23 protein-coding genes and 3 tRNA genes are annotated in these 26950 nt (G+C 34.6%); 9 read left to right on the forward strand and 17 right to left on the reverse strand.

Features of this window, described 5'->3' with window-relative positions:
* Nucleotides 1-14: 14 nt before the first annotated feature.
* Nucleotides 15-1100: an AMP-binding protein gene (locus tag MODO_RS10840; RefSeq protein ID WP_006258719.1), complete on the reverse strand. Its 1086-nt coding sequence runs from the start codon at nucleotides 1098-1100 to the stop codon at nucleotides 15-17.
* On the reverse strand, nucleotides 1058-1963 hold the full coding sequence (locus MODO_RS10845; RefSeq protein ID WP_006258720.1) for a CPBP family intramembrane glutamic endopeptidase: 906 nt from the start codon (nucleotides 1961-1963) through the stop codon (nucleotides 1058-1060). Before MODO_RS10845 ends, MODO_RS10840 begins: the two co-directional genes overlap by 43 nt.
* Before the next feature lie 42 nt (nucleotides 1964-2005).
* Here MODO_RS10845 and arsC point away from each other — a divergent pair, with 42 nt between their 5' ends.
* Together arsC and MODO_RS10855 are read left to right on the forward strand one after the other, a co-directional pair.
* Nucleotides 2006-2347, forward strand: coding sequence for an arsenate reductase (glutaredoxin) (gene arsC / locus MODO_RS10850; RefSeq protein WP_006258722.1), 342 nt, complete (start codon nucleotides 2006-2008; stop codon nucleotides 2345-2347).
* Nucleotides 2348-2431: 84 nt separating this feature from the next.
* Nucleotides 2432-4909: a TonB-dependent receptor gene (locus tag MODO_RS10855; protein ID WP_006258724.1), complete on the forward strand. Its 2478-nt coding sequence runs from the start codon at nucleotides 2432-2434 to the stop codon at nucleotides 4907-4909.
* Between the two features lie 172 nt (nucleotides 4910-5081).
* Here MODO_RS10855 and MODO_RS19475 read toward each other — a convergent pair whose 3' ends face one another.
* Nucleotides 5082-5258 carry a hypothetical protein gene (locus MODO_RS19475; protein WP_006258725.1) on the reverse strand — a complete coding sequence of 59 codons (177 nt, stop codon included), beginning with the start codon at nucleotides 5256-5258 and terminating at the stop codon, nucleotides 5082-5084.
* A gap of 151 nt (nucleotides 5259-5409) precedes the next feature.
* Between MODO_RS19475 and fumC the strand changes: the two genes are divergently transcribed.
* The gene (gene fumC / locus MODO_RS10860) at nucleotides 5410-6810 is read left to right on the forward strand and encodes a class II fumarate hydratase (RefSeq protein WP_006258726.1); all 1401 of its coding nucleotides are present in this window, start codon (nucleotides 5410-5412) and stop codon (nucleotides 6808-6810) included.
* Nucleotides 6811-6922: 112 nt separating this feature from the next.
* On the opposite strand, the gene trpB is transcribed toward fumC, so the two are convergent.
* The 7 genes from trpB to MODO_RS10895 form a co-directional block, all read right to left on the reverse strand.
* The gene (gene trpB, locus MODO_RS10865) at nucleotides 6923-8104 is read right to left on the reverse strand and encodes a tryptophan synthase subunit beta (protein WP_006258727.1); all 1182 of its coding nucleotides are present in this window, start codon (nucleotides 8102-8104) and stop codon (nucleotides 6923-6925) included.
* A gap of 293 nt (nucleotides 8105-8397) precedes the next feature.
* Nucleotides 8398-9045, reverse strand: coding sequence for a hypothetical protein (locus MODO_RS10870; RefSeq protein ID WP_006261835.1), 648 nt, complete (start codon nucleotides 9043-9045; stop codon nucleotides 8398-8400).
* A 299-nt stretch (nucleotides 9046-9344) separates the two neighbouring features.
* Complete coding sequence (locus MODO_RS10875; RefSeq protein WP_006258729.1) at nucleotides 9345-11204, reverse strand: ABC-F family ATP-binding cassette domain-containing protein; 1860 nt, start codon at nucleotides 11202-11204, stop codon at nucleotides 9345-9347.
* Between the two features lie 37 nt (nucleotides 11205-11241).
* The gene (locus MODO_RS10880) at nucleotides 11242-12363 is read right to left on the reverse strand and encodes a metallophosphoesterase (RefSeq protein ID WP_006258730.1); all 1122 of its coding nucleotides are present in this window, start codon (nucleotides 12361-12363) and stop codon (nucleotides 11242-11244) included.
* Between the two features lie 3 nt (nucleotides 12364-12366).
* Complete coding sequence (locus MODO_RS10885; RefSeq protein WP_006258731.1) at nucleotides 12367-15324, reverse strand: sensor histidine kinase; 2958 nt, start codon at nucleotides 15322-15324, stop codon at nucleotides 12367-12369.
* Nucleotides 15321-16046, reverse strand: coding sequence for a LytR/AlgR family response regulator transcription factor (locus MODO_RS10890; protein ID WP_006258732.1), 726 nt, complete (start codon nucleotides 16044-16046; stop codon nucleotides 15321-15323). The genes MODO_RS10885 and MODO_RS10890 overlap by 4 nt, the downstream gene beginning before the upstream one ends.
* Nucleotides 16047-16843: 797 nt before the next feature.
* The gene (locus MODO_RS10895) at nucleotides 16844-18442 is read right to left on the reverse strand and encodes an ABC transporter substrate-binding protein (RefSeq protein WP_006258734.1); all 1599 of its coding nucleotides are present in this window, start codon (nucleotides 18440-18442) and stop codon (nucleotides 16844-16846) included.
* Nucleotides 18443-18531: 89 nt separating this feature from the next.
* Here MODO_RS10895 and mtaB point away from each other — a divergent pair, with 89 nt between their 5' ends.
* Nucleotides 18532-19848 (forward strand): tRNA (N(6)-L-threonylcarbamoyladenosine(37)-C(2))-methylthiotransferase MtaB, encoded by a 1317-nt coding sequence (gene mtaB / locus MODO_RS10900; RefSeq protein ID WP_006258735.1) that lies wholly within the window; start codon nucleotides 18532-18534, stop codon nucleotides 19846-19848.
* Between the two features lie 160 nt (nucleotides 19849-20008).
* Here the strand turns inward: mtaB and MODO_RS10905 are convergent, their stop codons facing one another.
* Nucleotides 20009-20290 (reverse strand): GNAT family N-acetyltransferase, encoded by a 282-nt coding sequence (locus MODO_RS10905; protein ID WP_006258736.1) that lies wholly within the window; start codon nucleotides 20288-20290, stop codon nucleotides 20009-20011.
* Between the two features lie 341 nt (nucleotides 20291-20631).
* Between MODO_RS10905 and MODO_RS10910 the strand changes: the two genes are divergently transcribed.
* From MODO_RS10910 to MODO_RS10920, 3 genes are all read left to right on the forward strand, one after another.
* Complete coding sequence (locus MODO_RS10910; RefSeq protein ID WP_006258738.1) at nucleotides 20632-21309, forward strand: alpha/beta hydrolase; 678 nt, start codon at nucleotides 20632-20634, stop codon at nucleotides 21307-21309.
* Entirely contained in the window at nucleotides 21293-22192 is a 900-nt protein-coding gene (locus tag MODO_RS10915; RefSeq protein ID WP_006258739.1) for a lytic transglycosylase domain-containing protein, read from the forward strand. The genes MODO_RS10910 and MODO_RS10915 overlap by 17 nt, the downstream gene beginning before the upstream one ends.
* A gap of 117 nt (nucleotides 22193-22309) precedes the next feature.
* Nucleotides 22310-22513 (forward strand): hypothetical protein, encoded by a 204-nt coding sequence (locus MODO_RS10920; RefSeq protein ID WP_006258740.1) that lies wholly within the window; start codon nucleotides 22310-22312, stop codon nucleotides 22511-22513.
* On the opposite strand, the gene MODO_RS10925 is transcribed toward MODO_RS10920, so the two are convergent.
* The 6 genes from MODO_RS10925 to MODO_RS10950 form a co-directional block, all read right to left on the reverse strand.
* Nucleotides 22514-23296 carry an alpha/beta fold hydrolase gene (locus MODO_RS10925; protein WP_006258741.1) on the reverse strand — a complete coding sequence of 261 codons (783 nt, stop codon included), beginning with the start codon at nucleotides 23294-23296 and terminating at the stop codon, nucleotides 22514-22516. It lies immediately after the preceding gene.
* A 285-nt stretch (nucleotides 23297-23581) separates the two neighbouring features.
* On the reverse strand, nucleotides 23582-23785 hold the full coding sequence (locus MODO_RS10930; protein ID WP_225581751.1) for a type II toxin-antitoxin system HicA family toxin: 204 nt from the start codon (nucleotides 23783-23785) through the stop codon (nucleotides 23582-23584).
* Between the two features lie 48 nt (nucleotides 23786-23833).
* Nucleotides 23834-24220 (reverse strand): hypothetical protein, encoded by a 387-nt coding sequence (locus tag MODO_RS10935; protein ID WP_006258743.1) that lies wholly within the window; start codon nucleotides 24218-24220, stop codon nucleotides 23834-23836.
* A gap of 146 nt (nucleotides 24221-24366) precedes the next feature.
* Nucleotides 24367-24440, reverse strand: a tRNA-Arg gene (locus tag MODO_RS10940).
* A 31-nt stretch (nucleotides 24441-24471) separates the two neighbouring features.
* A tRNA-Pro gene (locus MODO_RS10945) sits at nucleotides 24472-24546 on the reverse strand.
* 7 nt (nucleotides 24547-24553) lie between these two features.
* Nucleotides 24554-24637, reverse strand: a tRNA-Ser gene (locus MODO_RS10950).
* A 280-nt stretch (nucleotides 24638-24917) separates the two neighbouring features.
* Here MODO_RS10950 and MODO_RS10955 point away from each other — a divergent pair.
* The gene (locus tag MODO_RS10955) at nucleotides 24918-26096 is read left to right on the forward strand and encodes an acetyl-CoA C-acyltransferase (RefSeq protein WP_006258744.1); all 1179 of its coding nucleotides are present in this window, start codon (nucleotides 24918-24920) and stop codon (nucleotides 26094-26096) included.
* 79 nt (nucleotides 26097-26175) lie between these two features.
* Nucleotides 26176-26937, forward strand: coding sequence for a C40 family peptidase (locus tag MODO_RS10960; RefSeq protein ID WP_006258745.1), 762 nt, complete (start codon nucleotides 26176-26178; stop codon nucleotides 26935-26937).
* Nucleotides 26938-26950 lie beyond the last annotated feature (13 nt).

Here is a 26950-nt window from a genome sequence, read left to right on the forward strand (position 1 = left end):
GTTATTAATCTAGTTTATTGAATATTCTTCTTTCTTATTATTTTGCCTGTTTCTGTCTCTTCGAACTTAGAAACAAACTGTACTTCACGAGGTTTCTCATATTTACCAAGCTCCACGTATATATCATCAGGTAAAGTATACTGCTCACTTTCAATAACTAACACTAGTTTATTACCTAAGTAAGTATCTTCTTTACTCGCCACAAAGAAACGATAAGGAATCCTCTTTGACAACTTTTCTTCTATTTGCTCAGGAAAAAGTTTTACTCCACCACTATTAATGACATTATCTACCCTTCCAAGCCATTTAAACTCCTTATTATTAATAATTTCTACTAAATCATTAGTAATAACTAATTCTGGATTAACAGTCGGGGCAGAGATTACTAAACACCCTCTATCATCTTGACTAACTGTCGCATGAGAAAGCACTGAGAAAGATGCTACACCTACTCGTTTAGCAGCTATATGAGTGATTGTTTCAGTCATCCCATAAGTCTCATATACCTTAGTAGTAACTTGTTTTAACTTATCTGCTAAACCTTGATTCACTTTAGCACCTCCAATAATAAGAGTCTTTACTTTATTTAACTCCTCTATCGAGTTCTCTACTTGCATAGGTACCATCGCTACAAAGTCATATAACTTTGTATTTTGCTCCAAAGGTCTTGCTGTAGGTTCTTTAACATCTAAAGACCATCCAACAATTAAAGATCTAATAAACATCAACTTACCACCTACAAACTTCGTAGACATACATAAAAGAGCAGTACTACCAGTAGTTATTTCAAAAAAAGAAGCAGTAGCCTTTGCTGAACAGATCATAGCTTCTTTCTTTAAATGTATAATCTTAGGAGGTCCAGTAGTACCTGATGTAGTCAAACTTACATAATCATTCGTATCAAACCATTCTATAATAAGCCTTCCTAAATCGACCAAATATTCTTGAGTTCCTAGTTCCCATTCTTTAGCCAATGTAATCAACTCCTCTATCGTATAAGAGTTACCATTCAATCTAAAGTTAGGATGTATATAATTTAATTCCATAATTTGTTCTTTTATCTTACTCTTCCTAATAACTGGTGTTTCCAATTCTTCCATTTATACTTTCTAGCGAAAACAAAAACCACTAGAGGTAATACAACGCCGACTTGGATAATATATTCCCAAGGTGAAATAACACTTTCCGAATTAACATTGGTAAAAATAGAGTTTGTCTGAAAGGCAGTCCAATCAGAAGTGACTAATAGCACTCCTATTAAGTTATTCGCAGCATGGAAACCTAAAGCTAACTCTACACCATCATCCATTAAAGTAATAATCCCTAGAAAGAGTCCTGTTCCGATATAATAAATCATAATAGAGAATCCTATCTTCTCTACTTCAGGATTTGCTAGGTGCATTAAGCCAAATAAAATAGACGTTGTAAACAAAGCTACTGCTCTACTGCGCGTAGCTAGACCTATTCCTTGCATTAAATAAGAGCGCATAAAGTATTCTTCAAAACTAGTCTGTAAAGGGATTAAAACAATCGCAAATAGAAAGAATACTAAAAAAGGCCACAGTTTAAACGAAAACACATAATCTTCTGGAGAAGTTATATATCCATAGATAAAGAACGCTATAATCACAGAACTCCATAGAGAAAAAGCAAATAATACTCTCTTCCAATCTACCTTAACCCTAGAGGTAGTAAGGCTTAGCAGACTCTGCTTATGAACTACTAATACCCAAGCTATTAGAAACACAAACATGAATACTAATGGCCCTATAGTTATCAAAAAATTGATATTTTTACCAAATTTATCAATATTCATTTTTATGATTTCATTAGTAGATAGGGCTGAATATCTTAAAGAAATCCAATTCAGGAACATAATCCCTAAAAAAAATAACGAAAAAGGTAAATAATGCCAAAGTTTCTGACTTTTGTTTATTCTCAATAGCTGTTCAATAATTCCCATATCTCAAAAAATGTACTATATTTGGTATAAAATTCCTTATTTATGATCACAATTTATCACAATCCGCGTTGTAGCAAATCACGCGAAAGTATTGCTTTCATGGAAGAGCAAGGTGTAGCATACAAAATTATAAAATATTTGGATGCAGACCTTACTGAAAATGATGTAAAGACAATACTAACAAAACTCAATTACAATCCAATCGATTTAGTTCGTACAAAAGATGCATTTTGGAAAGATACTTTTGGAAGTAATACATTGAGCGATGACGAGATAATCGAAGCTATGGTTTTAAACCCAAAGCTGATTGAAAGACCTATTGTTGTTAATGGCCCTAAAGCTGTTATTGCAAGACCTACAGAAAAGATTCATGAAATCCTGTAAGACTAATTAACAATTTATTAACCATTTTGTTTTTAAACCTTCACCGCAAATTATAGTCTAATAGATATAAAACTAACGACTATAATGAAAAGATTAAAAACTACAAAAGTTCTTCTAATGCTGTTAACTCTAATGTTCGGGGTAACAGCATTAGCACAGAACTCTAAAAAAAGTACTGTAACAGGTACTGTAGTAGAAGCTGCTACAAATCTTCCCTTAGAATATGCGAGTGTATTCGCACAAAATGAGAACAATGCTAATATTGTCTCAGGAGGTATGACCGACTCAAAAGGACAATACTCTTTTGAAGTACCTGACGGGTCATACTTAATTCGTATAGAATACTTAGGTTTTAAAACTATTGAACTACGCAAAGTAGCTGTCAATGGAAATACTAATATAGGTATTAAGAAAGTCACAGATGACGCTCAAATGCTAGACGAAGTACTAGTCATTGCAGAAAAATCTACTGTAGATATTAAGCTTGACAAAAAAGTTTACAATGTAGGTGAAGATATGATTGTAAAAGGAGGTACTGCAGGAGATGTATTAGACAACGTTCCTTCAGTAACTGTAGATAGTGAAGGTGCTGTTAGTTTACGTGGTAACGAGAATGTAAAAGTACTTATCGATGGTAAACCTACTGGTCTTGCTAATAATATCCAAGAAGCAATGCGTATTCTATCTGCTGAATCAATCGAAAAAGTAGAAGTAATCACTAATCCATCAGCTAGATATGAAGCTGAAGGAGGTGCTGGTATTATTAATATCGTCCTTAAGAAAGGTAAAGCACAAGGTATTAATGGAAATATCACGGGTACAATAGGAGATCCTCGCAACTATGAATTAAATGGTAATGTAAATATTCGTGGAGAGAAATATAACTTCTATACGACCTTATCTTATAGAGATACTAAAACAAAAGGATATAACGTTAACAACAACCAATATCTAGATCACGATGGTAATCCTATACAGTACATCGATGAATATAAAGACAACAATAGAGAAAGACAAGGCTACAACGGTATGTTCGGTCTAGACTACTATATTACTCCTTCTCTAACTTGGTCTAATAGTGTGAATGTACGTAGAAGTAATGGTACCTCTCCTAACTCTGTTGATTACCAATATTACGATGGTAACCACAACTTAGACTATAATAGATATAGAGAAGAAAGACGTAAGTCAAACTATAACAGTGTAGAATATACAACATCATTTGAAAAGAAATTCGCTAAAGAAGATCACAAGTTAACAGTAGAGGCTAGTATCTCTAAAGACACTAGTGATGACGATGCTAATATCTCTGACATTAATGATAAGCATAACCTAATGACTTACGAAAGAACTCTTAGTGATGACAAATATAAGTCAGGTCTAGTAAAAGTAGATTACACATTACCTTTAGGAGAGAGTGGAAACTTTGAAGCAGGTTACTTAGGTACATTTAAATCGACAACTAATAACTTTGGATTATATAATCTAACTAATAATGAATGGATTAACAACACTAGAGTTTCTAACGTACTAGAATACAAAGAACAAGTTAATGCATTCTATGCTCAATATGGAGATAAAATAACTGACAAACTTAACTATATGGTTGGGTTCCGTTGGGAAAAAAGTAATATTGACGTAAATCAATTAACTAGCAACGATTACAACAACAAGAAATATGATGACTTCTTCCCTAGTTTATTTTTAAACTATGAATTGGATGAATCTAGTAATGTGAGTATTAGTTATAGTAAACGTATTATGCGTCCTAGAGGGCGTTTCTTAAACCCTTTCTCTAATTATACGAGTGACATCAACTTCTTTCAAGGAAACCCTGATTTAAACCCTGCTAAAACAAATGCATTTGATTTAGGGTATTTGAAGAGATGGAGTGGATTCACTCTTAGTGCATCTGCTTACTTAAATAAAACGGATGACACATTCCAATTCGTAAGAAGAGAAGCGGGTACAAATGCAAGTGGTACAACTATTATTGTTAGTTCACCAATTAACTTAGCTACAGAATACAGATATGGATTTGATTTCACCTTAAACTATACTCCATTTAAATGGTGGAAATTAAATGGTAACTTCAACTTCTTTAGAACAGAAACAAAAGGAGACTATACTTTCACTAAACTAGATGGAACAGTAGAAACGCAAAACTTTGACCAAAACTCTTATGCTTGGTTTACTAGATTATCATCTAAGATATCATTGCCTTATAAAATAGATTGGCAAGTAAACGGAATGTATAGAGCACCTTATGATACGTCACAAGGAAAAGCATTAGGAAACTTATCAGCTAATACCTCTATAAGTAAAGATATCTTAAAAGACAAAGCTACCATTACATTAAATGTTAGTGATATCTTCGACTCTAGAAAAAGAGAAACAGACACTTATTTACCAACATCTATTTCACATAGTGAAATGCAGTGGAGAGGAAGACAAGTAAACTTATCATTTACTTATCGTTTTAACCAAACTAAAATGGACAGACAGAAACAACAAAGAAATGCTGGTGGTGGCGAAGAACAAGGAGAAGGAGAAATGATGTAATCAAACAAAGAAACCTTTACTAAACTATTATAAATTTATTATTTGTTAGGGGACTACCATTGGGTAGTCCCTTTTTTTATCTCCATATTTTTCGAATCTATCAACCCTCATAAATAGGCATAAAAAAAGAGCCATAATACATATTATGACTCTTTATTTCTTAAACCAAATACTAGATCTGATTGTCTTCTAATTGCTGTCTTTTAGCTTTCTTCTCTTTGATTAGTTCTCTAGCTCCACCTACTGCCCAGTAAGATACGAAACCAACTAAGAACATCATAAGCCAAAATGCCATAGTAACTACAGTCATGGCAACGATGAAACCTAAATACTGTTGAAATTCAAACATGTTTTCTCCGGATTAATTTTTGTATATACGCCGTAAATATACTCACTTTTATTTTTTCTACCTAGTCTACCTTAACTTTTAATCTTTCTTTAGAATGAAACTAAATAATTCTCCTTATCTTTAGGGTACAATCATTCTAAATAAATTAATAATGGAATACAGAATAGAAAAAGACACTATAGGAGAAATAAAAGTTGCTAAAGACAAATATTGGGGAGCACAAACGGAACGCTCTAAAAACAACTTTAAAATAGGTCCTGAGGCATCTATGCCACACGAAATCATAGAAGCTTTTGCTTATCTTAAAAAAGCAGCAGCTTTTACGAATGCTGATTTAAATGTTTTACCTTCAGAAAAAAGAGATCACATCGCTAAAGTATGTGACGAAATACTAGAAGGCAAACTAGATGATCATTTTCCCTTAGTTATTTGGCAAACAGGTTCTGGTACACAGTCTAATATGAATGTGAATGAAGTAATTGCTAATAGAGCTCAAGTATTAGCTGGTCTTCAAATAGGTGAAGGCGAACCAGTACTTAAAGCAAATGATGATGTAAACAAATCTCAATCCTCTAATGATACCTACCCTACTGCAATGCACATTGCTGCTTATAAAGCTGTCGTAGAATATACTATCCCAGGTGTGACTGCATTGAGAAACACATTAGACAAAAAAGCTAAAGAACTAAAAGATGTAGTAAAGATAGGCCGTACACACCTTATGGATGCTACCCCTCTTACACTAGGTCAAGAAATATCAGGTTACGTCGCACAATTAGATTATGGACTAAAAGCATTAAATCACACTTTACCTCATCTTGCTGAATTAGCTCTAGGAGGTACTGCTGTAGGTACAGGCTTAAATACTCCTAAAGGATATGATGTAAAAGTAGCAGAGTATATTGCTAAATTCACGAAACTACCTTTTGTAACGGCTCCAAACAAATTTGAAGCTCTAGCCGCTCATGATGCAATTGTAGAAACACATGGAGCATTAAAACAACTTGCTGTTTCTCTTTATAAAATAGCTAATGATATCAGACTACTAGCTTCTGGACCACGCTCTGGAATTGGCGAAATCATTATTCCTGCAAATGAACCAGGGTCTTCTATTATGCCTGGTAAAGTAAACCCTACACAATGTGAAGCACTTACTATGGTAGCTGCACAAGTGATAGGTAATGATACTACAATATCTTTTGCTGGTACTCAGGGTCATTTCGAACTAAACGTATTCAAACCTGTTATGGCAGCCAACTTCTTACAATCTGCTAGACTGATAGGAGAAGCTTGTATTTCTTTTGATGAGCATTGTGCACAAGGAATTGAAGCAAACGACAAACGTATTAAAGAATTACTAGATAGTTCATTAATGCTAGTAACTGCTTTAAATACCAAAATTGGTTATTACAAAGCAGCCGAAATAGCGCAAACTGCTCATGCTAATGGCACAACGCTAAAAGAAGAAGCTGTTCGCTTAGGATATGTTACACCTGAAGATTTTGACAAGTGGGTTGATCCTAAGTTAATGATTGGAAATATCGAAGATTAAAACATACTGAACCTTAAATAGAAAAGCCAATAGCATATAATATGTTATTGGCTTTTTACCTTTTAAACAGTTCTCTTCAGATAACAATTCTTAAATACATACCTTATCTATTTTAGAAGTTAAAATAACTGCGATAATTATCTAAATCTTTATCTCCTCTTCCTGATAAATTGATCACAACAATATCCTCTGGTTTAAATTTACGTTGTTCTAATACTGCTAAAGCATGAGAACTTTCTATCGCAGGGATAATTCCTTCTACTTTACACAAGGCTAATCCAGCTGTCATTGCCTCATCATCTTTAATAGCATAAAACTCTGCTCTTCCCAATTCTTTCATATGTGCATACAAAGGACCGAAACCAGGGTAATCTAATCCTGCTGATACTGAATATGCTTCTAGAGGTTCTCCATTTTCATCTTGCATAAACAACGTTTTACTTCCGTGTAGCACTCCTTCTTTTCCTACAAAAGAAGTAGCCGCTGTTTTTGGACTATCAGCTCCTTCTCCTCCACCTTCTGCTACAATTAACTTCACTTGTTCATCTTCTAAGAAATGGTAAAAAGCTCCTACTGCATTACTACCTCCACCAACACAAGCTACTATATAATCAGGTTCTTCTCTTCCTTCTTTTGCTAATAGTTGTTTTCTAATTTCTTTAGATATAATAGATTGGAATCTACTCACCATATCAGGATAAGGGTGTGGACCTACTGCTGATCCTATCAAATAGAATGTATCATCAGGGTTCTCTATCCAGTATAATAAAGCCTCATCTACAGCCTCTTTTAATGTCTTTGCACCAGACTCCGCTGCTCTCACCTCAGCACCTAGCATTTTCATACGTGCCACGTTAGGCGCTTGTCTTTCTATATCTAAAGCTCCCATATATACGATACACTCCATGCCCATAAGAGCACATACTGTAGCGGTAGCTACTCCATGTTGTCCTGCGCCTGTCTCTGCTACTATTTTATTCTTTCCTAAGCGTTTTGCTAATAATATCTGACCGATAGTGTTATTAATCTTATGAGCTCCTGTATGACATAGATCTTCTCTTTTTAAATACACTTTAGTATTATACTTCTCTGATAACCCCTTTGCAAAATATAAAGGAGTAGGACGACCTACATAATCTTCTAATAACTGATTCATTTCTTGTTGAAAATCCTCTTGTTCAATAATGGTGATATACTCGCTCTGTAATTGGCCAATAATTGGAGCTAATGCTTCAGGAATAAATGCTCCTCCATAATTCCCATAATAACCGTCTTGATTAACTTGATATTTCATTTTATATATTGTTTTAAATTTTACTTTCGATAAGGCACAAAAAAAAGAGGCTTGTCGTTTGACAAGCCTCTTCTAGGTATTATATATTATTTCTCTTAATTCATATATACATAGCAAGGACTGCTCACGACATTCGACGTAAGTTTAGTCCACCACCAAGTATTTGTTAGAATTAAATTCATTTCGTTTTTCTACTTATTGAATTGCAAATGTAGAAACTTATTTTCAATAAACAATAAAAAAAGGATACCATTTTTTAAATGATATCCTTTAAGTTTTTCTTTTCTAAAGAGTTATAGCATCACTACAGCATCTTTCTCTGCTGTAATATCAGATACATCGTATCCACTAAAACTTTTTAGATATGTACGTATCGAAGTACCGTATCCATCTTGGAAACCGTTTGCTCCATTACTGTTCAAGAATTTCTTTACAGAACCTGCTCCACCTAAGTGAGCTGCTGCTAAGATTCCTGACTCTGTAATTGCAATTCCTCCGATGCGTTTACCATCAAATTTTTCAATCTCTTTTCTCAAGATCCATTTGTTTTTTGCAACCAAAGCATCAAAAGCTTTCTCTTGCATTAGTGGATCATGTAAAAAATTAGTCGTATCCGTTACTCCTATTGAACGTAATGCCACTTTACCAAACTGGTATTTGCCCATGTAACCATATGAATTTACTATTCTGTACAATCCATAAGATTCGCGTACTGCCAATGCCTGTTTAAAACCGACATAAGTCTTTCCGATAAATGGTATTGCTAATAACTCTCCTGACTCCTCCATAGCTAAATCGCTATATGGAAAATCATAAGATAGGGGGCCTTCAGGAACTATTTTATACTCCTCTAAAAGCATAGTTTCATACTGTTTAAAACCTGAAACTCCTACCCCTGTTAATAGGACAATACCAATAAAAAAAGAACATTTTTTTCTCATTAAAACTAATTTCTCAAGCCCTGTCACCACTTGAAATTTCTGTCTGCAAAGTTACTTCATTTTTCACATTCTCCTATTTTTTTAATATCACTTTTCAAATTTTAACACCAACACACAATATAAAATATTAAAAATCAACCATTTAAAAAATAAACAATTAACTTTTTCAATCTTGTTTGTTTCATAAATAAATCCTAAATTAAAGGAGCTCACATCACTAAAATAGGCTATTAAACGAAAAAAAGGTACAATATTGCTCAATATTGCACCTTTCTTATTTTTCTTAATTATGGTGTTTTTTATTCTTCCATTTTAGAAGAAAGTTCAAACCATTTCTCTTCTCTATCCTCTAATTCTACTAACACTTTCTGTAGTTCATTTGCTTTAGATTCGATCTCATCATCTCCTACTTTTCCTTCAGAAAATAATTTCTCTATTTCTACTTTCTTTTGCTCCAGATTAGCAATCTCTCTTTCTATTTTTTGAAACTCTTTTTGCTCCTGAAATGTCAATCCTTTTTTAACTTGACTTTCTTTCCAGTTTACCTTCTCTTTTGCTGACTCTTCTTTTACTGGTTCTATACTATCTTCATACGTTCTAAAGTCAGAATAGTTACCTGGGAAATCCTCTATTTCTCCTTCTCCTCTAAATACGAATAAGTGATCCACAATCTTATCCATAAAGTATCTATCGTGAGAAACTACCACTAAACAACCTGGATAGTCTAATAAGAAGCTTTCTAAGACATTTAAAGTCACGATATCCAAATCATTCGTAGGCTCATCCAGAATCAAGAAATTAGGGTTCTGAATCAATACTGTACATAAATAAAGACGTTTTAGCTCCCCTCCACTTAATTTCTCTACGAAGTCATGTTGTTTCTTTCTATCAAATAAGAAACGCTCTAGAAGCTGTCCTGCCGATATAGATCTACCTTTAGCCAATGGAATATACTCACCGAACTCTTTAATCACATCGATTACCTTCTGTTCTGGTTTTATATTAATCCCTCCTTGTGTATAGTATCCTATTTTTATAGTTTCTCCTACCACTACTTTACCAGCATCTGGTAGTATACCTTGAGTAAGGATATTTAAGAAAGTAGACTTTCCACTACCATTCTTTCCGATAATACCTATACGTTCACCTTTATTGAAATTATAACTAAAGTCATTTAAGATGACCTTATCCTTAAACTTCTTATGTAGTTTATGAAGCTCCACGATCTTACTACCGATACGCTCCATATTGATTTCTAACTCTACTTGGTGTTCACGTCTTCTACTATGTGCTTTTTCTTTAATTACATAGAAGTCATCAATACGAGACTTAGACTTAGTTGTACGTGCTTTAGGCTGTCTTCTCATCCAAGACAACTCTTTTACAAACAAGTTCTGCGCCTTGTCTATACTTGCATTCTCTATCGCTAGACGTTCCTCTTTTTTCTCTAGATAATAAGAGTAGTTTCCTTTATACTGATAAATCTTACCATTATCTAGTTCAATAATTTCATTACAAACCCTTTCTAAAAAGAAACGGTCGTGCGTCACCATAAACAACGTAATATTTTCCTTAGCGAAGTAATTCTCTAACCATTCGATCATCTCTAGATCTAAGTGGTTAGTAGGCTCATCTAGGATTAACAAGTCTGGTCTATTAATTAAGATAATAGCTAATGCTAACCTTTTGCGTTGTCCTCCTGATAGTGTTTTTACTTTTATCTTCAGATCTTCTAACTTCAGCTTAAACAAGATTTGTTTATACTGTGTCTCGAAATCCCAAGCATTATGAGCATCCATCTTCTCGAATGCCTTCTGATAAGCATCTACATCTTCTGGATTTTCTAATGCTTTTTCGTATTCTTCTATGATTTTTAAAGTATCATTGTCGGAAGCAAAAATACTTTCTTCTATTGTCAATTCATCTTGCAGTACAGGCTCCTGAGGCAAAAAGGCCATACGGATACCTTTGCGCATGACTACTTGTCCTGCATCTGGAAAGTCTTCTCCTGTCAGGATTTTTAAAATGGTTGTTTTACCTGTTCCATTCTTTGCTACGAAAGCAATTTTCTGATCTTTATTAATTCCAAATGATACATCCTCGAACAATGTTCTCGCACCAAATGATTTCGCTATATTCTCAACCGATAAGTAATTCACAATCTAATATTTTTTTACAAAAATAGCCTTTATTTTATTATATTCCTTGTACTCTGATTACGACGTATTCTGACACAGTACCTATTCTATATCTACCTCCCCATATTCCTACACCAGAACTGACATAGATATGTGTATCCTCTTTCTTTAGATACCCATGCGAATTCTCAAATAACCGATCTGTTATCCAAGACACAGGCCACATCTGTCCTCTATGTGTATGTCCAGAACACTGTAGATCCACTCTATTGTTCACCGCATTTTCTAAGGCGTAAGGTTGATGATCTAATAGAATATTCAGTTTGTCACCATCTATGTTCTCCATCAGTTCACCTAACTCTTTACGATGTCTATTCGTCTTATCATCTCGTCCTATCAGATTCACGTTTATATCTTCTAGTACCTTGACCTGATCTCGTAATATATTTATACCTGCTGATTTTAAGAACGTAACGCTTCCTTCTACCCCTGCCAGATATTCGTGATTACCTAGACAGGCATATGTACCATACTCACTCTTAAACTGCTTTAATACCTCATCTAACTTATAATATTGTAATGGTATCAGACTTACATCTATCACATCTCCTGCGATAAGTACAGCATCAGCATGCTCTGCATTGACAGTATCTACCCATTTATTTAACTCTTTGTGTTCTATAGCATACCCAAGATGCAAATCTGTTAACAAAACAAAACGAAGCTCTTTAGGCAACTTCTTATTCACCTTGATCACTACTTCTTTTCTCTTCTTTTTAAGATAGGTAATATGTCCTATAAACGCAATTACTAATGTCAACAGTATCAATAGAGAACCACGTGCAGAAGAGTAATGATCATAAATAAACAAGGTAGACTGCTGTGTAAAATGATTAATCAATGCTCCTATATCAAAAAGTAAACACAGCATAAAAGCGTATATACTCAACATAAGCCAACCCGTACCTATTCTATAGAAATATGATGCTAAATATACAGGCATTCTCTTCCCTACACCATAGAATATAAGTATGCTTAACGACATCGTCAATGCTATAGCACCAAATAACACCTTTATACTAAAATCACTATCTCTAACTAATGCACTATAATTAAAAAACACATATACATTAGACAGCATATACATAATGAATATGCCTAAAAAAAGAAATCTCTTCATTGATTACTTTAAAACATTTTTTAATACTATTCTCACTAATGTTCCTTCGCTATCATGCTTGATGATTAAGTCATCATCTAGATACGATTGGATTAGTGAGATTCTCTCTTTCACGATAGCCATACCTTTAGACTCATGTTTCTTATTATTCACAGCAGTATTTCCTACTCCATTGTCCTTTATTTCTATAGCTAAATACTCTTCTTCTGTTTTATAAATACGAATCACAATACGAGGACTCTTTATATGCTGAGGAAAAGCATGTACTAAACTATTCTCTACGAAAGGCTGTAGTAATAAAGGAGGAACTAATATACCTCTTAGATCTACTCCCTTTGCATCTATCTCGAAACTCACCCTTCCGTCTAATCGCATATTTTCAATCTCGACGTATGTGCTCAGGTACTCGCATTCCTCATTTAAGGTAATGCGTTCTCTGGTAGACATATCTAATGTTGTCCTAATCAATTGAGCAAAACGCTCTAAATAAAAGAGTGCATCATCTACCTCTTCTTTTATAATATAGTACTGAATAGAACTCAATACATTAAAGATAAAGTGAGAGTTCATTTGACTACGTACAGACTGTAATTTTACCTCTGCTAATCTCTTTTGATATTCTAGCCTTTTACGTTCTGCTATTTGAACTTTTCTCAACTGTTTAAACCTAAATAAATAGAACAAAGAAGAAACAGTTAATAGTAGAATAGCACATAATATAATAAACCAAGCCTTTGCATAAAACGGTTTATCTACCTCTACTAATAAGAGTGGGTATATTAGTTCATTTCCACTGTCATAGTCATACACCTTAATATCGATAGGATATAGTCCTGACTCTAGATAATGTAAATCTAGCCTATTCTCTTTTACACTGATCCAATTCTCGCCTAACTTTAAGCGGTACTGAAACTCTAATTTGCCTGGAAACTTCGTTCCTAATACTTCGAAGCCTATCTGAATATTATTCTCTCTGCTATCTAATTCTAACTTTCGTATATGATGATAGACCTCACCATTTTTTTCTAATTCATGTCCATTGACTGTAATCTCCGAAATATTGACCTCATACTGAACATTTCTTCTTTTAAAATAAGTGATATCTAACGTATACACCCCATCTACTGTCCCTATGAATAGCAAATTATCCTTTAACTCATAAGATAGGATCTCTTCATTGCCAAAGCCTTGTTCCTTATTAAATTGAAACTTGTGATTATCATCTATAACGGTTAGCCCTTTACTCGTTCCTATTAAGATCTTTTGTCCTATACACTTGAGCAAGGTTATATTGGCTCCTACAATATCTTTATTTGAGATAAAGTCCTTCACCATATACTTTCCGCTCTGCGTCTCTAGTATATAAATGTCATTAAAGTCCGTAGCTACGTAAAGCGTATTATTAGCTCCTCTCTCTATCTTCTTTAATCTATTCTCAGGAAACAGATTGCGCTTAGACAAGGACATAAAGTTCTTTCCATCGAAAGTATACAATCCATCTAGAGCTCCTGCCAAAAACATCTTGTCTCCTACATACTCTATATCTACGATATCTCTTGGTATATCCTCACTATCTACCCTAAAGTGGTACTGATAGTCCATCTTATTCAAATCCTGATACACCCTTACTCCTCCAAAAGGATTAGTCTCAATAAATCTGTTTTGATAAAAGCCAAACTGGTAGGTATGAATAGAATGATAAGATAAAATATACCCGTTATACCCTATCTGAAACACACCTATACTACTACTAACCCAAATCGCACCATTATACTCTACTGCGGAGTAGAATATAATCTTATCTACAGGCACCGTATAATCAATCTCAAAAAAGTGATTGCTTTTCGTAGTTATAGCTAAATGTTTGCGATAATGCTGTTCTTGATAATGCTTAAATGCTGATAGAGGTATAGTCCCTACTTCCTCATCTTTATTCTGTATCAACACTCCTTTTTGAGTAAAGAAGAACACTCTGTCTTTCAACTTTTTTATAACAGATACTCCTCCGTGTGAGCTATCATAACTCAGAGGAGAGAATAAATCGATCTGAAATACCCCTTGAGATTTAGTCCCTATATATAAGAAGTCATTCTTTTCATCATATCCCACAGAATAGAAGTCCGTAGAAGCTACTCCTAAGTACTCTGTGATATTATCTAATGAGACTCCATCCCATCTATACAGTCGCCCATTATTATCATCTACTCCACCACTGACGATATACAGCTGATTATTTGCTTTCTTTATATCCTTGACTGGTGGAATATCATACTTGGCTATCACTTTTTTAGTAGATAAATCTTTGACTACTAAGCCATCCTGACCTCCGATAAACACCTTATCGTCAAAACCAATAGCAGCAAATATTCTTCCCTCTTTTTCTACTAGAACTAACTCATTATTTATGAGCTTAAATATTCCATCATTAATCGTAGCTACATATACCTCTCCTCGATACTCAAAGAAATCACTTACCTCAAATGGGTGATGCTTATTCGTAACAAAACTAGGAGTAATAACTGAGAAGTCTTTTTTAGAGATCAGAGACACCCCATCAGAGGTAGCTACATAGATATAATCACCATTGTGATATAATCGCCTTATTCTATTAGAGATAAGTCCCTGCTGTACACTGATGATACGCACCTCACCTTTACCTCTATATAAGATACCTTGTCCATAACTCCCTACCCAGATACCCTGCTTATCATCCTCTATGATATCTGTTATATTAGTATATCGGTATCGAGCAGCATCCTCATTCGCTTTTACTATACCTTGTATTTTTTGTGCTAGACCAGATCGAGACCCTATCCATACTATCCCTTTAGAATCCACACATAGCGCACGTACATCATTAGCCATCAGACCATTCTCTATGGTATACTGCTTCGTGATAATCCCCTGCCCGAATCCTATAAAGTAAAAGAATACAAAAAATACAGTTAGTAAATATCTCATATATTAAGGCTATTAAGCTCCTTCATCATAGCAGAAGCCACCGTAATCACATTATCCACCTCTTCATGATTCACTACCATCTGTTCTTTAAAACAAATCACATTCGTATCCTTATCGATATAATCGATATGATCTACATTCACTAAATAAGAGCGATTTACACGTTTAAAGTTTTTATGCTTTATTTTATCTTCCACATTCTTTAATGTCTTAGACACTAAATATTTCTGATCTTTTAAATAAATCTCGCAGTAGTTATCCGCAGCCTTACAGTACACGATGTCTTCTACTCGTACGATATAGCGCTTCTGATTATTCTTTATAATCTTATAAAAGTAGTGATATCCCTCTAGTTCTTTATATTTGTCGAATACGTTCTGTACATCCTGTATCCCTATCGGCTTCAGTAGATACTTCAGACAGTCATACTTATTAATGGCCTCTATAGCATACTGGTCATACGCTGTAGTAAACACCACTTCGAAAGTACTTTTATCTACATAATTAAATAACTCAAATCCATCCTCTTCAGGCATGTGAATATCTAAGAATACAATATCAGGTAATATAGCATTAACTTCTTTTACAGCTTCTTGCACAGAATGGGCAGTATGTACGACTATTCGTTCGTGGTATACTACTTTTTTCTCTATAATCGTTTTGAGTACTTCAGCTACTTTAGGTTCATCATCTACAACTAAAACAACTAGTTCATTCATCATGTTCGTAAGGTATTTATTTTATAATAATGGTGGTATACGCAAAAATAAACAATACATCCATATCCTCACTACATCTACTGATATAAATAGGCAATAATATTCATCCTACTGGTACTTACAGCTGATGACTCACTTATGTTTTACTTGATGAAATACAATCAAAACACGACACTATTCTAATGCATTTCTGATTTATGTGATACATTCAAAACTACAACACTGATTCTCAATTCCTACAAACCTGTAAGATGTATTCAAAATTAATTAGTTTACTTTTTTATTTTTCAGCTAGTATAAAGACTTATAAAGACTAAAAAAGTCACTTCTATCTCTCTTTTTTTATCCTTCTCCCCCAAAAAACCTGCTAAACAGAGTAATTAATAAAAAAACAATCTCATTTTTTTCACAACCTCAAAACAATCAAAACACTATATATCAACACATTAAACACAAAACACCTAATTATACACTTCCTCTTAAAATGCCCACAACCCCTATAAACATTAACGATATCTGCAAATCCCTCGACAATACATGGACAATACCTCGAGAATGGTGGAGCTAGAGCCTTGTTTGTCGAACAATGCTTCTTTTGTATTCCACCTATTCTCCTCTAATGAGCTTATCTGGATAATGGTAAACAACTTCGAAACTTCTCTAAACAGTCTCCTACTACCTATTCATAAATAAATACAAGACTTATACACTCCTAAAAACAAAAAAGTCAGCCCACACAAGATCGTGTGAACTGACTTTTTGTATTCTTATCCCACAGTAGGTACTGCGGCGGGACTATATTATTCTTTGTAAACTCTCTTTAAAAATAAATTGTTCATAGGGTTAATTCCTAGTCCTTTTACATTCTGATGAGAGAACCTCGCTGCTCTGTCGTAAAACAAGATGATAGCGGGTACCTCATCTGCTATAATCTGATCCATCTGTTGATAGATACTATTTCGCTTCTCTTCTGACACTTCTTTAAAAGCTTGTTCATAGAGCTGATCAAACTTTTGATTAGTGAAGCGAGTATAGTTAGGCCCATTAGGAGCCTTGTTCTTTGAATAAAATAACGAAAGGTAATTCTCTGCATCAGGATAGTCTGCTATCCAACTTCCTCTGAAGAATGACACCTTACCTGATGCCATACCCTGACGTAGAGAAGCAGGCGGTGTCACATCTACTATTACTTCTATCCCTAGTTTTTTCCACTCGCGTTGTAGGTATTCTGCGATATCGAGATAGTTAGCATTCGTAGACAAGGTGATCTCTACCTTACTCTCTTTACTCGTCTTCTTATAATCATCCACTAGTGCTTTAGCCTCTTCTGGATTATAGAGTTTATCAGTACTAAAGTGCCCTCCGAGACCCTGTGGTATAATTCCTCCTACTGCTCCATCTCCCATACCACTACGCAGATACAACAACATCTTGTTTCGGTCAAACCCCATATTTAGGGCTTTGCGTATTCTTACATCTTGTATAGCACCTGGTGCCTCTAAGTTAAAGCCTAGGTACTCTGTATTTAGATAAGGGCCTGTCACCATCTGCACCTTCTCCTTATACTTCGGATTTAACTCTCCATTCTCTGTGATAATATCATCCTTATAAGATGGATCTAAGCCGGATATAAAGTCTAGATTACCTTGCAAAAACTGTAAAAAACCACTCTGCTTATCTGGCAAGAATGTTATGGCTACTGCCTCTAGATAAGGCAATGCATTGCCTTGTTCATCTCTTTCGAAGTAGTTTGGATTTTTGCGAAGGACTAACTTAATGTTCTCTTCCCAAAATTTAAAATAGAAAGGCCCTGTACCGATGGGATGAGAACGAAAGTCTATCGTCTTATCCTCTACTATCTCTCTCGGTACTACAGAAGCATACCTCATCGACAGCAATCCTAAAAAGGCAGGAAAAGCTTCTTTTAATTCGATGCGAAAGACGGTATCATTGATTGCCTTAAAATTCTTTACCTTCTGGAATATCCACGCTCCTGGCGAAACCACATCTGCATCTAATACCCTGTTAAAGCTGTATTCGAAATCACTAGCTACTACTGCACGAGTACTATCTGCCCCAAAGTGGCTATGCTTGTGAAAATAGACATCCCTTCTCAGCATAAAGTCATACTGCTTACCGTCTTCACTGATCGTCCATGACTTGGCGATATCTGCTTGTATATGCAAGCTATCGTCTAACTGCACTAATCCGTTAAAGAGTTGATTACACGGCCAGATGATAGCCATATTTCTTGCGAAAGCAGGGTCTAGTGTCTGAATATTAGCATTCTCGTTATATCTAAAAACTAAATTTTTATCCTGATTAGCTGTTTTTTTCTGACAAGAAAACGTCAGTGCACAGACACAAAATATTGAAACGTAATGAATTATTGATTTCATCAAACCGATTTTTGTACGTAAATTTGCAAACCTTTTCAATATTGAAAAAGTAAATATAATTCAAAGTTACTACTTAGTAAGTAATCATTATGGAAAATAGAAAAAAAGTAGCTTTTTATACATTAGGTTGTAAGCTTAACTTCTCAGAAACTTCCACTATCGCTAGAAATTTTGCAGAGGAAGGATTCGATAGAGTAGATTTCGAAGAAGTGGCTGATATATATGTTATCAATACATGTTCTGTAACAGAAAATGCAGATAAACAATTTAAGCAAATAGTAAAAAAGGCTCAGAAGAAAAACGATAAAGCTTTCGTAGCTGCAGTAGGATGCTATGCTCAATTAAAACCAGAAGAACTAGCTTCTGTAGATGGTGTAGACTTAGTATTAGGAGCAACAGAGAAGTTTAAAATAACAGATTACATCAATGACTTGTCTAAAAATGAAATGGGACAAGTGCATTCATGCGAAATTTCAGAGGCTGACTTCTACGTAGGGAGTTATTCTATAGGTGACAGAACACGTGCTTTCCTTAAAGTACAAGATGGATGTGATTATAAATGTACATACTGTACCATCCCATTAGCTCGTGGTATCTCACGTAGTGATACTATGGATAATGTATTGAAAAATGCAGCTGAGATCTCTGCTCAGAATATAAAAGAGATCGTACTGACAGGAGTGAATATCGGTGACTATGGTAAAGGAGAGTTTGGGAATAAGAAACACGAACACACTTTCTTAGAACTAGTACAAGAATTAGATAAAGTAGAGGGTATAGAGAGACTTCGTATCTCTTCTATCGAGCCTAACTTATTAAAGAATGAGACAATAGACTTCGTATCGAAGAGTAGAACATTCGTTCCTCACTTCCACATTCCATTACAGTCTGGATGTAACGACATTCTTAAAAAAATGAAACGTCGTTACCTACGTGAGTTATATGTAGAGAGAGTAGAGAAGATCAGAGAAGTGATGCCAGACTGCTGTATCGGTGTGGATGTGATCGTAGGATTCCCTGGTGAGTCTGATGAGAAATTCTTAGAGACGTATAATTTCTTAAGTGATTTAGACATTTCGTACCTACACGTATTTACATACTCAGAGCGCGATAATACAGAGGCTGTAGATATGGATGAAGTGGTACCTATGAATGTACGTAATAAGAGAAGTAAAATGCTAAGAGGACTTTCTGTAAAGAAACGCCGTGCGTTCTATGAGTCTCAAATCGGGAAAGAGAAAACAGTTCTGTTTGAAGGTGAGAATAAAGAAGGATATATCCACGGATTCACAGAGAACTATGTGAAGGTAAAAACACCATGGGATCCAGCCTTAGTAAATACGTTACACGCAGTGAAATTAACGAAGATAGATGAGGATGGTATCGTAAGGTTAGAGTTTATCTAACACAAGTTTATACACGACATCAATAGACCGTCACAGATTAGAAATCTGATACAATATAGAAATATAAAAAAGCCTGTTTAGAATCTTCTAAACAGGCTTTTTTATATCATTACTTTTTAGTCCTTATTATTTTAAAAGGCTATAAAGTGTATAATATTACTTAGATACGGATACCAGGAGGTAACATCTCTTTATACGTAGGGTTCTTTCTAAAGAAAGAAACAATCTTAGGATGTGTAGGTACTACTCTTAATCTCTTCTCTCTCAACATCTCCAAAATACCTTTTAAAAAGTCAGACGCTTGTGTTGGTAAAGCTTCTTCTAATCCAGTAAGTTTTGTAAGAAAAATCTTTCTTTCTTGTAGTGAATACTCTACACTAAGCAACCCTTGCTCAGTCTCATACTCGAACTGACGTAGTAACTCATTGTCTTTAATTTCCATTATATCTCCAAGTTTTATGATTACAAAACAAATTATAATAACTGCAGTGCTTCCTAAACTAATTAGGAGGGTAAGTGTATACTCCTACTCTCTAACGACCAACTAATACACTATAGCATATAACAGTACCTCAGGTATGCTAAATGATTATCTCTAATCACTAATATACCTCATGATGTATATGCGATAAATCTGCTCTTATTGGATTATTTCTCGTTAAAACTGTAGTAAAAAATAAAATATCTAGTATTTCTTTTTTTAAGTTACTATAATCTCTATATTTAGCAAAGTTCGGGATTTTTTTCCACATAACCTTATAAAAACGATTTAAAATATTTATAATGAGCAAAATACCTATTTATTTCTTTCCAGGTATGTCCTCTACTTCTTTGATTTTTGAACATCTTAGTTTGAATCAAGAAAAGTTTGAAATTGTCTTTTTAGAATGGTTACCTATAAATAAATCTGAATCACTAGAACAATACGTAAAGCGTTATCTTCCCCTAATCACACATGATAATCCTATCTTAATAGGCGTTTCTTTTGGAGGAATTATAGCTCAAGAAATAAGTAAATTAATTTCTGTAAGAAAGACAATTATTATTTCGAGTGTACGTTCTAATAAAGAGTTCCCTAAACGCTATCGTATCGCTAGAAAAACAGGACTCTATAAATGGTTGCCTACATCTCTTATCCCTACTCTTTGGAACGTTATCAAAAAAACAGCTTCAGAGAAAAAGAAGAAAAGATTAGCACTATATGATCGCTATCTCCCGATAAGAGATAAGGAATATGTAGACTGGTGTATCAGAGAAGTACTGCATTGGAAACAAGACAAACCATTAGCTAATGTAGTACACATACACGGGACTAACGATGAGATATTCCCTTACAAGAATATACAATCTGCCATCGAGGTAAAAGGAGGTACTCATGCGATGATTATCATCAAGCACAAATGGTTTAATGAAAATTTAGAAACGATTATACTTAAGAAAAATAATGAAAAAGACACTTAGAACTGTATTTGTAACCGCTGCTATTATAGCAGTAGCTTCTTCGTTTATGTTTGCTACTACTATAGCTAGCTCTACGGAGGATCATAATGAAGCTGCCTTACACGCTCATCCTCTACCGCTATCTGCTAACTTCGCTGGAGAAAAAGCTCCTTTAGACAAGATAGATGTAAAAGAAAGATTTGACCGAGAGATGATCATCAATACGAATCTTCACGGTACGACCATAACAACGATAAAAAGAGCGCATAGGTTCTTCCCTATCATCGAACCAATCTTAAAAAAGAATGGTATTCCTGATGACTTTAAGTACTTATGTGTGATAGAGAGCGGACTAGCTAATGCGGTATCTCCTGCTGGAGCTAGTGGATTCTGGCAGTTCATGAAAGGAACATCTAAGGACTTTAACTTATACATAGATGAATACGTAGACGAACGATACGACTTAATCAAAGTAACAGAAGCTGCGTGCAGATACTTCCAAAGTGCCAAAAACCGTTTCGGTAGCTGGACAATGGCTGCTGCATCTTATAATAGAGGAATGGCTGGTATGTCACGCGCTATGGAAAGTCAATATGTAGAGGACTACTATGACTTATTCTTAAACCAAGAGACTTCTAGATACGTATTCAGAATATTAGCCTTAAAAGAGATTATGTCTAACCCTGTAAAATACGGTTTTGACGTTCCGGAATCTGAAAAATATCCAATAGTACCTACTAAAAAAGTGAGTGTATCTTATGATATAGATGACTTAGCTTTATTCGCAAAAGAACAAGGTATCAACTACAAATTACTAAAACTATACAACCCATGGTTAGTAAACACTAGTTTAAAAGTAAAAGGCAAAGTATATGAAATAGAGATTCCAACTAAAGGAATCTAATCTAGATATAAAGCCAAAACAAAGAGCGCTTATTTAATACATTAAATAAGCGCTCTTTGTTTTTTTAATGCTTCTGAATTCTGTGTACCTTTGTACTCTAATTACATCTGTAGAATCATGGATAAACAACAATACATCAACAACGCATTCGAAATTATTCTTTCTAAGAATCTAAGTACACCTTTTCACCTAGACCCTGGAAGTACCGTAACTGATCTAAACAAATACTTAGAAAGCTTAAAGAGCGCTTATTTGAGTAGTGTTGACCCAAGACTAGAGAAACTATTCTATGACAAAATAGAAGCGCTAAAAGCACTGTAATTATATGTTCTTTTGAAAGAACGATACTATAACTTCTAGTGTTTGCTCTTTTATCTCTTTATGCGGAGTATGCCCTACATTAGGAAAAATAACCTTCTCTGCAATTCCTTGAGCCTTCGCTATTGTTTTCTCTACTTGGTCTAGACTACCATACTCGTCTTGATCTCCTTGTATAAATAACAATGGAGACAGTATTCCTTTCATCTCCTCTTCTACTGTCCAATCTTGGTATTCTGAAGATAACCAAGTATCTACCCATGCTCGGACTACATCATCTACCTTAGTTCCGTGATATTTCACCAAGCGCTCGGCTAAATCTGTAGTCTCATAAGCAGTCTTAGCAGCTTGCACTCCTTCTAAAGTTACTTTCTCTACAAAGATATGTGCTGCCTCAGCTACTAAGGCTAAAGTGTGATCTGGATACATTGCTGCAAATAATAGAGCAATAGACGCACCATCACTATGCCCAAATAAAGCGACACGCTCTAACTCTAATTCTTCCAATAAGTCTTTTAAGAATACTGCTTCTTGCTTTAGATAGTCTTTTCCTCTCTTCGTAGTATCCATCTTATCTGATAGCCCGTACCCTACTCTGTCATATACTACTACATCACACTGCAACCGTTCTACTAACAATTCTGGCCAATCTCTCCACAGGGTAACACAGCCTAATGAATCATGTAATAATACTAGCGTGTACTTACTCTCTCCTTGATAAAAAAAGTGTTTATAAAAAATATTCTTTTGATTGACTAAGACACAATCTTGAATAGCTGTAATCATTTACGGTAAGTTTTATTGTCGTTAGTCTCAAAAATAAAAAGGATATCTGGGGTGTGCAAATAAGATTCTGTAGGATATTCTTATTCTATCAGACCTAGATTATAGGATAGATTTGATTTTACCTAGTGACAAAATATTGACACCACTTCTAGATTTAACTATTCTCCCTCCTAACAAGACACATTACTGTAAAAAAGAAAAGAACTAAAAACTACTGTTATGAAGAATAAAATAAGCATTCCATTTGAACGCAAAAAGACAAATAATCTCTTATATATTCTATACTTAATAATAAGCTTTTAAATACTCATGAAACTGCTTTTTATCAAAACCTAAATGCCGAAGAATCTGCTTAACAATAAACTCAGGCACAGGATCTATATGTGATTGTATAATAATCGGTCTAGTCAAGTCTTTTCTTACATATTTTTTATGCCCACCTATTCCTCCGACATCCTTACATCCATTATGTTCTATAAACCAACACATTGTTTTGAGAGGAATGTTACTGAGCTTATAGGTATTCATACGTAGTTATTAAATAGGGATTACTACTTCTTTACTTGAGGTTTGTAAAGATTGATTATTCAATAAATCCGCTAAATAATCATTTTTTATTATCAACTGACTCAATAGAGGAGCTGATATTTTTTTTGGCTTTTTCTCACTCCCTTTTATAAGTTTCCAACCTAAATCAGATAAAGTCTTATACAAAGTATTTTTATTAGTTGTATAGTCTAGAAACATCTCTAGCGAATTCTCGAAAGAATTTAGGGCTTCTTCATAAGTATTACCATATCCACTTATATCTAATTGAGGAGTATACACTATGAATGTATTATCTTCTTTAAAAGACAACACAGAAATACTAGCAACTACACTTCCTGCTTTATTTGTAAACCTTAAAGACACTTGTTTACCCATAATTAGATATTATTCAATTATTTAGTTTATATAAAGATATAACATTTAAGCTTTTATAGAATAAAATAAATGTTATTATTCTGTTTAAAGAAATCAACTAAAACAATTTAAAAACAAAAAAGCCTCAACTTACGTTGAGGCTTCTGTGATCCAATCAGGATTCGAACCTGAGACCTACTGCTTAGAAGGCAGTTGCTCTATCCAGCTGAGCTATTGGACCTAACCAAAAAACATTAGATGTTTTTCTTTCGTCGGGGTGGCAGGATTCGAACCTGCGACCTCCTGCTCCCAAAGCAGGCGCGATGACCGGGCTACGCTACACCCCGAAAGAAGCGGAGAGACAGGGACTCGAACCCTGGCATCGGTTACCCGATGACAGATTAGCAATCTGCTCCGTTACCACTCCGGCACCTCTCCGTTGCTAAGAGAATTACTTCTCTAATGCGGATGCAAACTTAGCACTACTTTTGGTTCTATGCAAGCTTTTGAAAGAAAAAAACAACAAAAAATTACCACATAAAAACAAACCTATTCATAGTCAAGGAAGTAAACACAAATAAAAAAAACATTATTTTTTTATTTCTTAGATAATTATCCAAAATCAAGATATTTTATGTATTTTCCCACATCTTTATTGAGCCTTACAGAAGGTCTAAAGTTTTAAAACAAAAATCAAACTTAATTAATTCTATAAATTATGAGTAAAAAAGTAGTTATTGTTTCTGCTGCTAGAACACCAATAGGAAGTTTCTTAGGAAGTTTATCAACTGTACCAGCTACAGTATTAGGTGCTACTGCTATTAAAGGGGCGCTAGATAAGATCAACCTTGATACTAATCTAGTAGATGAAGTATTGATGGGGAATGTAGTTCAAGCAGGAGAAGGACAAGCACCTGCACGTCAAGCGGCTTTAAAAGCAGGTTTGTCTAAAGAGGTAGCTTGTACTACAATAAATAAAGTTTGTGCATCAGGTATGAAAGCGATTATGCAAGGGACACAAGCTATTATGGCAGGTGATGCAGAAATAGTTGTAGCGGGTGGAATGGAGAATATGAGTATGATTCCTCATTATGTTCACATGCGTAATGGTAACAAATTTGGTCCTGCAACTATCATTGATGGTTTACAAAATGACGGTCTAGTAGATGCTTATGACAATAATGCTATGGGAGTATCTGCTGACTTATGCGCTAGTACACATAATATCTCAAGAGAAGAACAAGATAACTTCGCTATTAAATCTTATGAGCGTTCTGCAAAAGCATGGGATGCTGGTAAGTTTAACAACGAGGTAGTTCCTGTATCTGTACCTCAACGAAGAGGAGATGCTATCGTAGTTTCTAAGGATGAGGAATACACAAATGTAAAATTAGATAAGATTACTTCTTTACGCCCTGCTTTTACAAAAGAAGGAACGGTGACTGCTGCTAATGCTTCTACTATCAATGATGGAGCTGCTGCTGTAGTAATCATGAGTGAAGAAAAAGCTTTAAGCTTAGGATTAAAACCTCTAGCTTATATCAAAGGATATGCGGATGCTGCTCAAGAGCCTGAGTGGTTTACTACTGCTCCTGCTAAAGCATTGCCTAAAGCGCTTAAAAAAGCGAATGTAGCTATCGAAGATGTGGACTTCTTCGAATTTAACGAAGCGTTCTCTGTAGTTGGTATTGCAAATACTAAATTACTTAATATCGATCCAGAAAAGGTAAACGTAAACGGTGGAGCTGTTTCTTTAGGTCACCCTCTAGGATGTTCTGGTGCTCGTATCATCGTAACATTATTAAGTGTATTAGAACAAAACAATGCAAAAATAGGAGCTGCTGCTATCTGTAATGGTGGTGGTGGTGCATCAGCATTAGTTATCGAAAGAGCTTAATTTTTAATAATATATTCAAGATGAGTTTGATTAGTTCAAACTCATCTTTTATTTTTGTACTTTAATTCAAACCTATATTATGTTTGCATATTGCAACCTTGCCATTGTACCCTTAAGACTTGAACCAAGCGACAGAAGCGAAATGGTCTCTCAAGTCCTTTTCGGTGAACACTTTACTATTTTAGAAAGAACAGAGAAGTGGTCGAAAATAGAATTAGCTTTCGACAAGTACCAAGGTTGGATAGATAATAAACAATATCAAGAAATCTCTGAAGAAGATTATAAATACCTTCAAAACACATCTGTTATTCACTCTGCGGAGTTAGTAGACTTTATTTCTTCTAACAACAATCACTTAATGGCAGTACCTCTTGGTAGTTGTCTTACAGGATTAAAAAAGAACAGCATCAATACAGATAACTTCACTTATGAAGGACTGACTATCACTGGTCAATTTACAAAACAAACTTTTCTAAAGACTGCGTTTATGTACTTAAATACTCCTTACTTATGGGGAGGGAAAACGCCTTTCGGAATAGACTGTTCTGGTTTTACACAAATGGTTTACAGAATCAATGGATATAGAATTCCTCGTGATGCCTCACAACAAGCAGCTATAGGAGAAGCCTTAAGCTTCATCGAAGAAAGCGAAATAGGTGACTTAGCTTTCTTTGACAATGCTGAGGGTAATATCATCCATGTAGGGATAATCATGGAGAACAACTATATCATACATGCTCATGGAAAAGTCCGTATAGACAGACTAGATCACTTAGGAATTTATAATATCGATTCTGGTAGACATACTCATAAACTAAGAGTAATCAAGAAAATCATTTAAGTCTATAGTAAGT

Source organism: Myroides odoratimimus, assembly GCF_001485415.1.
Taxonomy (GTDB): domain Bacteria; phylum Bacteroidota; class Bacteroidia; order Flavobacteriales; family Flavobacteriaceae; genus Flavobacterium; species Flavobacterium odoratimimum.

Bases quoted from the DNA above. Each gene is read 5' to 3' on its own strand.
- mtaB (WP_006258735.1), top strand. From the start codon at position 18,532: ATGGAAAATAGAAAAAAAGTAGCTTTTTATACATTAGGTTGTAAGCTT.
- MODO_RS10920 (WP_006258740.1), top strand. From the start codon at position 22,310: ATGGATAAACAACAATACATCAACAACGCATTCGAAATTATTCTTTCT.
- fumC (WP_006258726.1), top strand. From the start codon at position 5,410: ATGGAATACAGAATAGAAAAAGACACTATAGGAGAAATAAAAGTTGCT.
- MODO_RS10935 (WP_006258743.1), bottom strand. From the start codon at position 24,220: ATGGGTAAACAAGTGTCTTTAAGGTTTACAAATAAAGCAGGAAGTGTA.
- MODO_RS10915 (WP_006258739.1), top strand. From the start codon at position 21,293: ATGAAAAAGACACTTAGAACTGTATTTGTAACCGCTGCTATTATAGCA.
- MODO_RS10880 (WP_006258730.1), bottom strand. From the start codon at position 12,363: ATGAAGAGATTTCTTTTTTTAGGCATATTCATTATGTATATGCTGTCT.
- MODO_RS19475 (WP_006258725.1), bottom strand. From the start codon at position 5,258: ATGTTTGAATTTCAACAGTATTTAGGTTTCATCGTTGCCATGACTGTA.
- MODO_RS10890 (WP_006258732.1), bottom strand. From the start codon at position 16,046: ATGATGAATGAACTAGTTGTTTTAGTTGTAGATGATGAACCTAAAGTA.
- MODO_RS10955 (WP_006258744.1), top strand. From the start codon at position 24,918: ATGAGTAAAAAAGTAGTTATTGTTTCTGCTGCTAGAACACCAATAGGA.
- MODO_RS10855 (WP_006258724.1), top strand. From the start codon at position 2,432: ATGAAAAGATTAAAAACTACAAAAGTTCTTCTAATGCTGTTAACTCTA.
- MODO_RS10910 (WP_006258738.1), top strand. From the start codon at position 20,632: ATGAGCAAAATACCTATTTATTTCTTTCCAGGTATGTCCTCTACTTCT.
- MODO_RS10840 (WP_006258719.1), bottom strand. From the start codon at position 1,100: ATGGAAGAATTGGAAACACCAGTTATTAGGAAGAGTAAGATAAAAGAA.
- MODO_RS10930 (WP_225581751.1), bottom strand. From the start codon at position 23,785: ATGTGTTGGTTTATAGAACATAATGGATGTAAGGATGTCGGAGGAATA.
- MODO_RS10960 (WP_006258745.1), top strand. From the start codon at position 26,176: ATGTTTGCATATTGCAACCTTGCCATTGTACCCTTAAGACTTGAACCA.
- MODO_RS10845 (WP_006258720.1), bottom strand. From the start codon at position 1,963: ATGGGAATTATTGAACAGCTATTGAGAATAAACAAAAGTCAGAAACTT.
- MODO_RS10895 (WP_006258734.1), bottom strand. From the start codon at position 18,442: ATGAAATCAATAATTCATTACGTTTCAATATTTTGTGTCTGTGCACTG.
- MODO_RS10925 (WP_006258741.1), bottom strand. From the start codon at position 23,296: ATGATTACAGCTATTCAAGATTGTGTCTTAGTCAATCAAAAGAATATT.
- arsC (WP_006258722.1), top strand. From the start codon at position 2,006: ATGATCACAATTTATCACAATCCGCGTTGTAGCAAATCACGCGAAAGT.
- MODO_RS10885 (WP_006258731.1), bottom strand. From the start codon at position 15,324: ATGAGATATTTACTAACTGTATTTTTTGTATTCTTTTACTTTATAGGA.
- trpB (WP_006258727.1), bottom strand. From the start codon at position 8,104: ATGAAATATCAAGTTAATCAAGACGGTTATTATGGGAATTATGGAGGA.
- MODO_RS10870 (WP_006261835.1), bottom strand. From the start codon at position 9,045: ATGAGAAAAAAATGTTCTTTTTTTATTGGTATTGTCCTATTAACAGGG.
- MODO_RS10905 (WP_006258736.1), bottom strand. From the start codon at position 20,290: ATGGAAATTAAAGACAATGAGTTACTACGTCAGTTCGAGTATGAGACT.